14 protein-coding genes are annotated in these 11,923 nt (G+C 56.3%); 10 read left to right on the top strand and 4 right to left on the bottom strand.

Going from position 1 to position 11,923, the window contains the following annotated elements:
- Positions 1-91: 91 nt before the first annotated feature.
- The 6 genes from GOX45_RS12585 (at position 92) to GOX45_RS12560 (ending at position 3,808) form a co-directional block, all read left to right on the top strand.
- Positions 92-367 carry a rod-binding protein gene (locus tag GOX45_RS12585; RefSeq protein WP_171101414.1) on the top strand — a complete coding sequence of 92 codons (276 nt, stop codon included), beginning with the start codon at positions 92-94 and terminating at the stop codon, positions 365-367.
- Positions 357-704 carry a flagellar biosynthesis protein FlgN gene (locus GOX45_RS12580; RefSeq protein ID WP_171101412.1) on the top strand — a complete coding sequence of 116 codons (348 nt, stop codon included), beginning with the start codon at positions 357-359 and terminating at the stop codon, positions 702-704. Before GOX45_RS12585 ends, GOX45_RS12580 begins: the two co-directional genes overlap by 11 nt.
- Positions 705-913: 209 nt before the next feature.
- The gene (locus tag GOX45_RS12575) at positions 914-2,164 is read left to right on the top strand and encodes a flagellin (RefSeq protein WP_171101410.1); all 1,251 of its coding nucleotides are present in this window, start codon (positions 914-916) and stop codon (positions 2,162-2,164) included.
- A 62-nt stretch (positions 2,165-2,226) separates the two neighbouring features.
- Entirely contained in the window at positions 2,227-2,619 is a 393-nt protein-coding gene (flaF, locus tag GOX45_RS12570; RefSeq protein WP_254446012.1) for a flagellar biosynthesis regulator FlaF, read from the top strand.
- Complete coding sequence (gene flbT, locus GOX45_RS12565; RefSeq protein ID WP_171101408.1) at positions 2,616-3,017, top strand: flagellar biosynthesis repressor FlbT; 402 nt, start codon at positions 2,616-2,618, stop codon at positions 3,015-3,017. Before flaF ends, flbT begins: the two co-directional genes overlap by 4 nt.
- Positions 3,014-3,808 carry a DUF1217 domain-containing protein gene (locus GOX45_RS12560; RefSeq protein ID WP_171101406.1) on the top strand — a complete coding sequence of 265 codons (795 nt, stop codon included), beginning with the start codon at positions 3,014-3,016 and terminating at the stop codon, positions 3,806-3,808. Before flbT ends, GOX45_RS12560 begins: the two co-directional genes overlap by 4 nt.
- 83 nt (positions 3,809-3,891) lie before the next feature.
- Here GOX45_RS12560 and GOX45_RS12555 read toward each other — a convergent pair whose 3' ends face one another.
- From GOX45_RS12555 to GOX45_RS12545, 3 genes are all read right to left on the bottom strand, one after another.
- Positions 3,892-5,460 (bottom strand): DUF427 domain-containing protein, encoded by a 1,569-nt coding sequence (locus GOX45_RS12555; RefSeq protein ID WP_171101404.1) that lies wholly within the window; start codon positions 5,458-5,460, stop codon positions 3,892-3,894.
- Positions 5,461-5,553: 93 nt separating this feature from the next.
- Positions 5,554-6,255 (bottom strand): helix-turn-helix domain-containing protein, encoded by a 702-nt coding sequence (locus GOX45_RS12550; RefSeq protein ID WP_171101402.1) that lies wholly within the window; start codon positions 6,253-6,255, stop codon positions 5,554-5,556.
- Entirely contained in the window at positions 6,227-6,514 is a 288-nt protein-coding gene (locus GOX45_RS12545; RefSeq protein ID WP_171101400.1) for a hypothetical protein, read from the bottom strand. Before GOX45_RS12545 ends, GOX45_RS12550 begins: the two co-directional genes overlap by 29 nt.
- Positions 6,515-6,691: 177 nt before the next feature.
- On the opposite strand from GOX45_RS12545, the gene GOX45_RS12540 reads away from it, so the two are divergent.
- The 4 genes from GOX45_RS12540 (at position 6,692) to GOX45_RS12525 (ending at position 10,694) form a co-directional block, all read left to right on the top strand.
- On the top strand, positions 6,692-7,189 hold the full coding sequence (locus GOX45_RS12540; protein ID WP_171101398.1) for a hypothetical protein: 498 nt from the start codon (positions 6,692-6,694) through the stop codon (positions 7,187-7,189).
- A 119-nt stretch (positions 7,190-7,308) separates the two neighbouring features.
- Positions 7,309-7,926 carry a ribonuclease HII gene (locus GOX45_RS12535; protein ID WP_171101395.1) on the top strand — a complete coding sequence of 206 codons (618 nt, stop codon included), beginning with the start codon at positions 7,309-7,311 and terminating at the stop codon, positions 7,924-7,926.
- Between the two features lie 105 nt (positions 7,927-8,031).
- Entirely contained in the window at positions 8,032-9,135 is a 1,104-nt protein-coding gene (locus GOX45_RS12530; RefSeq protein WP_171101393.1) for a site-specific DNA-methyltransferase, read from the top strand.
- Positions 9,136-9,275: 140 nt separating this feature from the next.
- Positions 9,276-10,694, top strand: a complete 1,419-nt coding sequence (locus GOX45_RS12525) for an adenylate/guanylate cyclase domain-containing protein (protein WP_171101391.1) — start codon at positions 9,276-9,278, stop codon at positions 10,692-10,694.
- A gap of 48 nt (positions 10,695-10,742) precedes the next feature.
- Here the strand turns inward: GOX45_RS12525 and GOX45_RS12520 are convergent, their stop codons facing one another.
- Positions 10,743-11,876 (bottom strand): alkane 1-monooxygenase, encoded by a 1,134-nt coding sequence (locus GOX45_RS12520; RefSeq protein ID WP_171101389.1) that lies wholly within the window; start codon positions 11,874-11,876, stop codon positions 10,743-10,745.
- Between the last annotated feature and the right edge of the window lie 47 nt (positions 11,877-11,923).

The following is an 11,923-nucleotide window of genomic DNA, read 5'->3' as shown; positions in this document are numbered from 1 at the left end:
CTGACGGGGAAGATGACCGCAGGAAGTTACGTTTATTTTAACCGCTTTCCTCTTTGATCAAGAAAGTTCGAAGCAATTTTCGGAGAACCCGATGAAAATTCCGATGACCATTCAGGCTCACCAGCATTCGGCAACGCAGTCCCCTCTTCAGCAGGCCGTGGTCGAGCTTGAGGCCACGTTCCTGGCCGAAATGTTGAAATCCGCTGGGCTTGGAACAGCCCCTGAAAGCTTTGGTGGTGGCGCGGGCGAGGACCAGTTTGCCTCGCTATTGGTCCAGCATCAGGCGCGGCAGCTTGCGCAATCTGGCGGCATTGGTCTGTCGGAGGTTCTGTTTGAAGCAATGAAAGAGAAACACGATGTCGAATGATCTTATCAAAGCCTTGGAGGAGGTGTTGGACCTTGAACGCTCGGCTCTTGTTCAGGGTGACCTGGACCGCCTGGGGAATATGGTGCCTGAAAGAGAGAAACTGATCGGGGCTATTAATGAGTTGCAAGTGCTCGATAGTGACGAGTTGATCCGGGTGCAAAAGAAAGTGGCGCGCAATCAGGCTCTGTTGAACAGTGCAGCAGACGGGATTCGCGCAGTGGCAAACCGAATGTCAGAATTGCGCCGCGTGCGTCAGGAATTCAGCGCCTATGATGCCACCGGCCAGCGCAGCGATTTTGCGCTGCGCCAGAAGGCAAAGCTGGAAAAGCGCGCTTAGTGACTGAGTTGAATAAAATCCGAGATTTGAGGCGGGTGCATCTTAGCACTCCGTTAGGGGATCAAGGGCAATGGTGTCGCTGCACCTGAAGACAAGGTGGCGCGCATGCCAATCGGCTCGACGCAGAGGTCAGAACGACAGAATGCCTGCCGCTGAGGTGGGGTTAGCATCGGCGCGAAACGCGCCTGAACTTAAAAAGGATAACAAATATGTCCAGCATTCTGACGAACAACGGCGCAATGGTTGCGCTGCAAACGCTGAAGTCGGTCAACAAGAACCTGGCTGATACCCAAAGCGCTATCTCGACCGGTAAGGAAGTTGCCACAGCCAAGGACAATTCAGCCGTCTGGGCGATTTCCAAGGTTATGGAATCGGATGTCAAAGGCTTCAGCGCCATCAAAGACAGCCTGGCACTGGGTGAATCGACCGTTGCGGTTGCACGAAACGCATCCGAAACCGTGACCGACCTGCTGACCCAGATGAAGGAAAAGATCGTAGCGGCGCAGGAAGACAACGTTGATCGCAGCAAGATCAATGCCGACGTGACCGCGTTGCGCGATCAGATTGCATCGGTTGTCGGTGCGGCGCAATTCAACGGCCTTAACCTGGTTGATGGCAGCGCCGGCACTGTTTCGGTTCTGTCTTCGCTGGATCGTGACGCGGCCGGTGGCGTGAATGCGTCGTCGATCTCGGTTGCCAGCCAGGATCTGTCCATCGGTGGCTGTACCGCCAAGGGCGTTCTTGCGGGGTCCGACAACGCGACAACCGACAACGATGTTGCCGGGTTCACATTGAACCGCGCTACAGACACCGGTGACATTGTTATCGACAGCTCGACCGACAATTTCGAGGTCGGTGACAGCGTTTCGATCCGCGTGGGTGATCAGGAGGTGTCCTATACAATCCAGGCAAGCGATCTGGATCCGTCGGGTACTTATGATGAAAACTACACCGACGCTTTGGTTGCTGTGGGGCTGAAAAACCAGATTGATGCGCTGGGCATCACCGGTCTGGCGGCTGACTACGACTCGTCTGGTGCGCCCAATACTATTGCGTTCGCGACGGGTACTGCGGCTGCTGGCGCTGACGCAGATCAGGATATTTCGATCACAGCGCAGTTCACCAATGCGGGCTCTGGTGGCCTCGGTGCGCTCAGCTCGATCGACGTGTCAACTGGTACCGGTGCAACGGCTGCGCTTGGTACAATTGAATCCCTGATCGACGCCTCGATTGATGCAGCAGCGGCCTTTGGTTCGGTGCAGGGTCGGATTGAGACGCAGCAGGAATTTGTGTCCAAACTGACCGACTCGTTCAAATCGGGTATCGGGTCGCTGGTTGATGCCGACATGGAAGAGACCTCTGCTCGTCTGCAGGCCCTGCAGGTTCAGCAGCAGTTGGCGACTCAGTCGCTGTCGATTGCCAACCAGGCGCCACAGTCCATCCTGTCACTGTTCCGCTAAGTTTGGAACTGAACCGGGGCGCGCCCGTCGCGCCCCGGATTTGAACACCCCCAGATGGACGATTGGAAGGATTTCAAGTGACTCTGCACGCCTATGCTCAGACAGCCTATGCGCAAGCTGCGGCTCCGACCCGCACCCCTCGTGATACGGAATACGAGGCGATTTCGAAAATTACGCATCGGTTGAAGGCTGCGACTGCGCTCAGACAAAAGAACTACGCTGCCTTTGTTCAGGCTGTGCATGAAAACAGACGGCTTTGGACTGTGCTGGCAAGCGGGGTCATGGACACGGGCAATGCGCTGCCAAATGATCTTCGCGCACGCATTTTTTTTCTGGCCGAATTCACCGAGCAGCACAGCAGTCAAATCCTGAGGAACGCGGCCTCGGTCGAGCCACTGCTCGATATCAACATGGCGGTTCTGCGTGGCTTGCGTCAAAGAGGAGCAACGGGATGAGTGGACTGGTTTTGAAATTGGCCCCGAAAGAACGGGTTTTGATCAACGGGGTCGTCATCGAAAATGGCGATCGTCGCAGCCGGTTTTCGATCATGACCCCGCAGGCCAATGTGCTGCGTCTCAGGGATGCCATCCATCCCGAAGAGGTCAACACCCCTGTGCGCCGTGTCTGCTATGCGGCTCAACTGGTTCTGTCGGGCGACACAGATCCCAAAGATGCGCGCCAGCAGTTGTTGCGACGGGTTGAGGAGCTGAGCCAGGTGTTCACGGATGCCGACAGTCGTCGTGTCCTTAGCGAAGCGACCGAGGCACTGGTGGCCGAGCACTACTATAAATGCCTCAAGTCTCTGCGGTCTCTTCTGCCGAGAGAAGAGCGTTTGATGGCCTATCACCAATGACCTTTCAACCGGTCATACCCACGGGCGGGATTGTCGGTTGGCGCTTTCTGCAACGGACCTATGATGCGCAGTACGATTGCTTTTCGGCATCTGCAGTGAACCAGCGGGATACGAAGTATTTTCTGGAGAATATTAGCAAGGTTCAATCGGCAGAAGATCTGGTGTCAGATCGACGGCTGTTGCAGGTCGCTCTGGGCGCTTTTGGTCTGCAAGACGATCTCAACAACCGGTTTTTCATCCAAAAGATTCTTTCTGATGGCACCAGCGCAGATGATGCGCTTGCCAATCGGCTGGCCGATAGCCGTTATCGCGATTTTGCCGATGCGTTTGGCTTTGGGCCTGGTGACATGCTCAAGACCGGGCTGATCACCAATATGGAAAAGATTGCACAAGACAATCTAACCACGCGCTTTGAAGTTGCCGTCGGGCAATCGAATGACACAATGCGGGTTGCGCTTTATGCGCAGCACACTTTGGCCGACCTCGCTTCAGAGCCCGGCAGCGACGATCAGAAATGGTTTTCAGTCATGGGCTTGCCAGCTATCAGATCGATGATGGAAACCGCGCTGGGGCTGCCATCCTCATTTGCTCAGCTGGACTTGGATAAACAGCTTGAGGTGTTCCGCGACCGCTTGTCTCGCACAACCGGGTCCAGCGAGATATCTCAGTTCACCGACCCTGAAGCTATTTCTGACTTGACGGATACCTATCTTGCGCGCGCCCAAATTGCAGAGGTACAGGCCAGCATTTCACCGGCGCAAACTGCGCTGATCCTGTTGGGCGCTGGCTGAGCAAAGGGCATTATGGCCTCGGGCCGCTTGAGAAGCCGAACGAGGTATAGCTATAGGTGTGCACGGCGCAAAAGTGGACAAGGTCAATGCCCTAACTGTTCTTCAACAGCCGTGCGCAAGGCGAACGAGGCGATCGGCTGGGACACATTGTGCAGAGTGACATCACCAAGCGGTATGGCATCCTGACACGCCGGAGCGATATCTCCAGACACGACAATCGAGTGCCCGACCGATTTGCTGTATTCACCAAGTCGTGCCGCGACATTGGCTGCGTGGCCGATCACGGTGAAATCCAACCGCTCTCGCGAACCAATATTGCCAAAAGTGACCTGACCGAAGGCGATCCCGATCGAACAGTCCAGTGGTTGGCCCGGCGCGGTCTGGCGCAGCTCTGCCAAACGTTCCACGATTTCACGGGCCGAGCGCTGAGCGTTACCGCGCGCTGCCTCCGGATTGTCGCCAGCAGGGAACACTGCCAGAACAGCATCGCCGATGAACTTCAGAACCTCGCCATCGTTTTCGTCAATAATATCCGACACGGTTTCGAAGAACGTATTCAGCAGGTTGATATAGACATCGCGGCCCAGCGACTCTTCCAGGCTGGTCGAGTTGCGCAGGTCGCAAAACATGATCGCGGCATCAATATCGTCGCCATCCCCGCGACGAATCTCTCCACCCATCACCCGCGCTCCGGTGCGTTTGCCGACATAGGTTTCCAACAGGACCTGTGCGTTTTCGCGCTGCATGAAAACCTCATAGTATCGCGCGATCACGGTGGAACATTCAAATACAAGGCCAAGATTGGCGGTTGTAAATCCGTCAGGATGATCACTGGTCAGCGTTAGGACATTGATACGACCATCCGAAAACGGCAGCGGCATCGCAACGTAATCTGTCGCGCCTTTGGCGCGCAGATCCTCGACAATCGGGAAGCTGTTGTCAGGGCTGTCACTGATCCGTTGACGAATGCCCCCCAACCCTTCTGAGACATGGCGCAGAGGACTGTTGATAAAGGCCGGGTGATCATAGATTTCATAGGTCGGTACGTTTGTCGAAATCTCGCCCGTGCTCTTTTCCCAGATATAGTGTTTGCCAGCAATCAAGGGATGGAGCGACCAGGCCAGAATACTGAGCCGCTGGATAGCAATGCCGTGTTCCGACATCTTTTCAGCCAGTGCCTTTGTGAATGTCTCGGGCGTTTTGAATTCGGATGCGCCACGCATCAGCCAGTCGATCAGCGGACCGCTGATATTGCTGTCATCTGGGTCGCGCAGCGTGTTTTCGCCAAGATCGATCCGGGTGACGGCGTCTGGCATAAATCCCACGTGGCCCTGAATGTCTTTGCTTTCCGGCAAAGCATCATCATAGACCCAAATCGAATTGGTCAGATGTTCGTTGGACACGCTGATGTCGTGATATTTTGCCGTCCCCTTGAACGGGCAAAATGTTTGCAAATCGGTCTCGGGGCCGAGTTCGATACACAGGTCTTCGCGTGGGATGTAAATCGCGGGCGGTAGCCGCGTTTCATACATCACCTTCGCATTATGGCTTTCGGCCAACAAAATCTGACCACGGTAAACCGCGACGCGTCCCTTCAGGGCTTCGATCGAGATGCCATATCCGCTGGTCTTTGGTGTGGCGTGGACGTTCATAGCTGACCTCCCGTGCCCGAGCGGTATAAGAATGGGGCCTGCGGACCGCTTTTCCAAGAGGGAGATTTGCCGAAACTCACAGCGTCTGCCAGATCAAACCATCTGGATGACGTCTTTTTCGATCGAAAGCATATAGCCCTTTTTCGCGATATTCTTGACCAGCAACTCGCTGACCATCTGGTTGCCTAACGCATCACGCAACCGTTTGATCCGAGTGGCCCCGGCGGCCTCATCGCAATCGGCAGCGTCCTTGCCGGAAATCACCGCTTCGATTTGAACACCCGAAAGCACTTCGTCATCCAGTCGCGACTCGGCCAAAACCGACAGGGTTTCCATCGCGGCAGGTGTGAGTTTGAAATCCATGTTGTTGAGGTAAACGGTGTTTTCCTCACGACTGATCAACAAGGATGTCACCTGAATCCCCGTCCGCTCGATCTGGGCCATTCGGCGATTCAGCAAGACGAGCATGACGAGAAAAACCAGGGCCGCAACCAGCATGGCTGTTGCAAAGACCAAGAGAACAAAGATCACCATCCGATAGCTGGTCAGTGTATCGGCAAAGGCGGTGCCTGATTGCGCCAGAATCTCAAGCAGGCGAATTTCGGATTGTGAGGTCAGATCGGTTTCGACAAACAGCCGTTCGACCTTGGCGTTAAAGGCATTGGCGTCGGGCAAGGTCAGAAACAGAAAAACCGCGGCAGTTGCAAGAATAGCGACAATCGCGGCGATACCAAAGCCAACCAAGCGCGTGCCAGACCGCCGCGCGTCAGAAACGGAGATAGAATGATCCGGCATTGGCCTTCCTTTGATCCAACCCTTCGGGCCCGAAAACGGACATGACATTCAGCAAGGTCCAACCATTCGACTTCAGCCGCTTGGCAACTTCGGATTTGGCCTGACCTTTTTTGCAGGCCGAAACCTGCATGACGCCATAGTGCAGCTTTAGAGGATTATCCTTTTTGGCTTTGTAATCAGCATAGCAATCGGCTGCCGAGGCAGCGGAGCCAATCGATATCAGGGCCAGGACAGCGAGAGAAGAGAGGATCTGTTTCATGGGCTGCATCCTGCGCACGGCTTGGCAGATATTCAATATCATAACGGGATTCGGGGCGCTGATATCGGATAACAAAACCGCGTTATTGCCTGTCTGACAGGGGCGGTCGCAGGGTCGGGACATCAGATTTGCGGTCTGCTCCCTGACCGCTTCAAACGACCCGAAAGGACAAGGATCATGCATCGCAAATTCATCGCCTTTGTTGTTGCCTCGGCTATGACCATAACCGGCATTTCCGCATCGCAGGCCCAGGCTGCCGACGGCAAGGATATCCTGGGTGGATTGGCCGCGATTGCGCTGCTGGGCGTGGCGATCAACCATTTCTCGAAACAGGAACCATCCCGACCGAGCTATAACGTGACTCGCCAGCCCGCACCGGTTTACAAGCCCAAGGTTCATAAACCACATGGCCACAAGCCTCATGCGAAACCGCATCACGTGCGCCCGCTGCCCAAATCCGTTGCAAAGTACAACCTGCCGCAGCGTTGCTTGCGAACCTTCAAGGGCGCCGGTCATCACCGCCCCTTGTTGGGCGAGCGCTGCCTGGGAAAACACTACAAACACGCAAGTAGCCTGCCCTACCAGTGCAAGGTCGGGTTTTGGAATGGCAAGCGCGTCAATCGCGGCTATGAACCCGCTTGCCTGCGCCAATACGGGTATCGTGTGGTGTACTGATTTTCGACCTTCGAGCAGGCGCAGCGCCACAGAACGCGCCGCGTTGGAAGAGGGCATCCCCTGGGGGCCCTCTTCTTTTTTGGGTTGCTTCATAGGCCGAAACGCGGTTTGCCAAAGGCATGACGTTGCCGAGTTTTGATCTTGAGACCGCCCTGCGTGATCGCGGGCACCTGAGAATTGCCGGTGTGGATGAGGTCGGGCGCGGGCCTTTGGCCGGGCCAGTGGTTGCGGCGGCGGTGATCCTGAACCCTGATGATATTCCCGAAGGGCTCAACGATTCCAAAAAGCTGACAGCCAAGCGTCGACAGGCTTTGGACAAGGCGCTGCGCGAATGGGCGGAAATTGCCATAGGCGAAGCTTCGGTTGCCGAGATTGATGAACACAACATCCTGCGCGCGTCTCATATCGCGATGATCCGCGCCGTCGAAGCGCTGAACCCGGCCCCGGATTATTTGCTGATCGACGGCAACATGATCCCACGCGGTTTGAAAATCCCGTCGCGAGCGGTGGTGAAAGGCGATGCGCAGTCACTTTCGATTGCGGCGGCATCCATAATTGCCAAGAACTGGCGCGATCAGGTGATGGTGGATTTAGCGCAACAGCATCCCGGCTATGGCTGGGACGCCAACGCGGGATATCCGACAAAACAACACCGCGAAGCGCTGCAAAATCTTGGTGTGACCCCACATCATAGACGTTCGTTCAAGCCGGTGCACAATATCTTGTATCAAGAGTAAATCGTAAGTCACTGATTCAAAAAAGAATTTGACGGCGAATCATCTTTGAATCATCCTTGTCTCAACCAAATGAGCGCAAAAGCGCCGTGGAACCGAGGCAGTGATATGACCAAAATCAAGACAAAGGGCGCAGCTGCGCTCCCTTTAAACACGATCCTTTCCGGCGACTGCATCGAGGCGATGAACAGTCTGCCCGAGGCGTCGGTTGACCTGATTTTTGCAGATCCGCCCTATAATTTGCAGCTGAAAGGCCAGCTACACCGCCCGGACAATTCTCAGGTGGATGCGGTGGATGATCACTGGGATCAGTTCAGCAGCTTTGGTGTCTATGATCAGTTCACCCGCGCCTGGCTGAAGGCGGCGCATCGTCTGCTCAAGCCGAATGGCGCCATCTGGGTGATTGGGTCCTATCACAACATTTTCCGCGTGGGCTCCGCCCTACAAGACGCAGGCTATTGGATCCTGAACGATGTCGTATGGCGCAAGTCGAACCCGATGCCGAATTTTCGTGGCAAGCGGTTTACGAACGCGCATGAGACGATGATCTGGGCCAGCAAACGCGAAGGCGCGAAATACACCTTCAACTATGAGGCACTGAAAGCGTTGAATGAGGGTGTTCAAATGCGCAGCGACTGGGTGCTGCCGATTTGCACCGGGCACGAGCGGCTCAAGGATGAAAACGGTGACAAGGCGCATCCGACGCAGAAGCCGGAATCACTGCTGCACCGGGTGCTGATCGGCTCGACCAATCCGGGGGACGTGGTGCTGGATCCGTTCTTTGGGACCGGAACAACCGGGGCCGTGGCCAAGATGCTGGGGCGCGAGTTTATCGGGATCGAACGCGAGGAAAGCTATCGCAAAGTGGCCGAAAAGCGTATCGCCAAGGTCCGCAAGTTCGACCGCGAGGCACTGGAGGTCAGCACCAGCAAACGGGCGGAACCGCGCGTGCCCTTCGGCCAACTGGTCGAACGCGGCATGTTGCGACCGGGCGAAGAACTGTATTCCATGAACCAGCGCCACAAGGCAAAGGTTCGCGCCGATGGCACGCTTGTGGGTGACAACGTCAAAGGCTCGATCCACCAGGTCGGCGCGCATCTGGAGAATGCGCCGTCCTGCAACGGTTGGACCTATTGGTGCTTCAAACGCGACGGCAAAACTGTGCCCATCGACGTGCTGCGCCAGCAGATCCGAGCCGAGATGCACAACTGAGTTCAACGATACCGCCCGTGCCTGTGGCCTGACACAAGGCACGACCAACTGCCCCGCCGATTTCGGCGGGGTCTTTTGTTTTCCCCCCAACGGTGATTGCATAGGGCAAGTGCAAAGCTCCTCGAAAGGAGATCCGAGTCGTGACCGATTCAGCCGCCAGCCCAAGCCGGGCCAGAAGGTTCTTTGTTTCGCAACCGGACGAATATGACCTGGACAACAAATACACCGAGGCCGCGTTAGAGCGCCACAAGCGCGAAGGGCTGGAACTTGCCGTGCGGGCGCGGTGGGTCGCCATGGGGTTAACGGGGATACTGCTGATCTTTCTGAACCCCCAATGGGAGGTTCTTTGGTATCACTTTATCCTTTTGCTGATCTGCGCCAATGGCTGGCTGATCCAAAGAGCCGGGCGCGTGGGGCAATCTCGGATCGAGCTTTTGCTGATCTTTGTCGATCTGCTGATCATGACGTTGGGTATGATCGTACCAAACCCATTCAGCGATGATGTGCGGCCCTTGGCCACGCAATACAGGTTCGACAATTTTCAGTATTTCTTCATCATCCTGGCGGCCGGAACGCTGGCCTATTCCTGGCGCACGGTTGTGGCCATCGGTTCGTGGACGGCCATGATGTGGACCGTTGGGTGGGTCATCGCCTGGTGGGTGTCGACCCCTTTCCCGGAACTGGGCGCCCGTATTCACACGGCGCTTGAGGGATATCCCGATCTGCAGGTCATGTTAGACCCCAACAGCTTTATGGTGCCGCAGCGGGTTCAACAGGTCATTGTATTCATCATGGTGGCCGTGACGCTGGGCTTGTCGATGCGCCGTTTGAACCGGCTCTTGCTGAGCAATGCCGGGTTGGAACGGGAACGAGCCAACCTTTCACGATATTTTTCGCCGAACGTCGTGGAGGAACTGAGCCAGAATGACGATCCGTTGAAACAGGTCCGCAAAGAGAATGTGGCGGTGTTGTTCATCGATATCGTCGGGTTTACCAAATACGCGGCGGGGCGTGATCCGTATGACGTGATCGAGGTTTTGCGCGGGTTTCATGCCCGTATGGAACGCGAAGTCTTTCGGCACCATGGGACGCTGGACAAATACCTGGGTGACGGGCTGATGGCGACTTTTGGCACCCCCGTGACAACGCCTTTGGACGCGCGGAACGCATTGTCCTGCGCCCGCGCGATGGCGGATGTCGTCGATCAATGGAACCTGGATCGGCGCCGGGCCGGAGAGCCCGAGATTCACATCGGCATCGGAGTGCATTACGGCGCGGTCGTTCTGGGTGACATCGGCGCAAACCGATTGGAATTCGCCGTGATTGGTGACGCGGTCAATGTGGCGGCAAAGCTCGAGGCCCTGACCCGAGAGGTACATGCTCGTATCGTCATCAGCGACGCGGTACGTCTGCAGGTTATGCAGGAAGATCCTAAGGCCGAGCCCTTGATGGCGGGATTTGCGCCGCTCAAAGCGCAGGCTGTTCGTGGGATTGCCACACCGATGGATGTCTGGGTGGCTGGGGCAGAGGGGCTCCCGCCCGGAGCGCCTTCATCATAGATGCAGGCCCTCCCGTTGGGCCGGGCAGCGCGCTTGCGCGCGCTGTGGTCAGGCGTGGGGCTGCGGGTTTTCGCTTTTGTTGTAGGGCTGCCAATCGGTGATTTCGGGATAATACTGCTTGCGCCAAGCCCGAACCCTTGGGTTCATGATCCGACGCCAGAGTGGTGGTATCATCGCGGCAATGGTCATGACCGGATAGCCATGGGGCAATTGTGGTGCAGCGTCCTGTGAATGGTGTTGCAACAGGGGAAAACGACGGTTGGGCTTGTAGTGGTGATCCGAATGGCGTTGCAGGTTGATCAGCAACCAATTGGACGCTTTTTGTGAAGCGTTCCACGAGTGGCGCGGACGAACATGTTCGTATTTCCCCTCGCCCAAATATTTGCGGGTCAGGCCGTAATGTTCGACATAGTTCACCAGCTCAAGCTGCCAGATCGCGGTTCCGGCCTGGATGAGGAACAAGGCGAGGCCACTCCAACCTCCGATCAGCAGGGCCAGTAGCAGCATTCCCGCTTGCAGGGCCCAATAGCGCCAGAAAGGGTTTGCGGGGTCAGTCCAAGGCCGGTCGTTGCGCCCAAGCTTGTCGCGCTCGGCCTGAAACGCGGACAGCAGGCTTTGTTTCAGAACCCTGGGGTAAAACCGGTGAAACCCTTCGTTATATCGGGCGGTTACCGGATCGCGTGGCGTGCCGACATAGCGGTGATGGACCAGCAGATGCTCGGACCGGAAATGGGAATAGAGCACCATTGCAAGCAGGATATCCCCCAACCAACGCTCAAGCCGGTCTCTCTGATGCATCAGTTCGTGGCTGTAGTTGATACCGATCGTACCTGAGATGACACCCATCCCAAAGAACAGCCCGATCTTTTCAAGAACCGACAGATCCGAGCGGGTGGCATACCAAATCAGCCCGTAGAGGGTGAGAAGCTGTACTGGCACCCAGAGCTTGGTCAGCAAGATATATCGCGGCAGCACACTATCGGGCGTTTTGGGGTCTGCGTTTTCAAGATTGAGGCCAGTCAAGCGGTCGAGCACCGCAAAGGCCCACCATGTGGACAGAGGCACTAGCGCGACCCACCATCCGCCAGCCAAGGCCGTTGCCCAGATCAGGGGGATCAGCAGGTAAGAGACCCAGAAGGGCAGGGCAGATTTCCATTGGGAGAGGGTGCTGGTAGTTGTCATCGGCGTACTCGGATCAAGTTATCCCAGCTAGCCATCTCTTTCGCCCG

Origin of the sequence: Ruegeria sp. HKCCD7255 (assembly GCF_013031565.1) — a bacterium.
GTDB lineage: Bacteria > Pseudomonadota > Alphaproteobacteria > Rhodobacterales > Rhodobacteraceae > Ruegeria.
Note: the sequence above shows the minus strand (reverse complement) of the source record. Positions and strands in the feature narration are given on the sequence as shown.

Bases quoted from the DNA above. Each gene is read 5' to 3' on its own strand.
- GOX45_RS12585 (WP_171101414.1), top strand. From the start codon at position 92: ATGAAAATTCCGATGACCATTCAGGCTCACCAGCATTCGGCAACGCAG.
- GOX45_RS12580 (WP_171101412.1), top strand. From the start codon at position 357: ATGTCGAATGATCTTATCAAAGCCTTGGAGGAGGTGTTGGACCTTGAA.
- GOX45_RS12575 (WP_171101410.1), top strand. From the start codon at position 914: ATGTCCAGCATTCTGACGAACAACGGCGCAATGGTTGCGCTGCAAACG.
- flbT (WP_171101408.1), top strand. From the start codon at position 2,616: ATGAGTGGACTGGTTTTGAAATTGGCCCCGAAAGAACGGGTTTTGATC.
- GOX45_RS12560 (WP_171101406.1), top strand. From the start codon at position 3,014: ATGACCTTTCAACCGGTCATACCCACGGGCGGGATTGTCGGTTGGCGC.
- GOX45_RS12555 (WP_171101404.1), bottom strand. From the start codon at position 5,460: ATGAACGTCCACGCCACACCAAAGACCAGCGGATATGGCATCTCGATC.
- GOX45_RS12550 (WP_171101402.1), bottom strand. From the start codon at position 6,255: ATGCCGGATCATTCTATCTCCGTTTCTGACGCGCGGCGGTCTGGCACG.
- GOX45_RS12545 (WP_171101400.1), bottom strand. From the start codon at position 6,514: ATGAAACAGATCCTCTCTTCTCTCGCTGTCCTGGCCCTGATATCGATT.
- GOX45_RS12540 (WP_171101398.1), top strand. From the start codon at position 6,692: ATGCATCGCAAATTCATCGCCTTTGTTGTTGCCTCGGCTATGACCATA.
- GOX45_RS12535 (WP_171101395.1), top strand. From the start codon at position 7,309: ATGACGTTGCCGAGTTTTGATCTTGAGACCGCCCTGCGTGATCGCGGG.
- GOX45_RS12530 (WP_171101393.1), top strand. From the start codon at position 8,032: ATGACCAAAATCAAGACAAAGGGCGCAGCTGCGCTCCCTTTAAACACG.
- GOX45_RS12520 (WP_171101389.1), bottom strand. From the start codon at position 11,876: ATGACAACTACCAGCACCCTCTCCCAATGGAAATCTGCCCTGCCCTTC.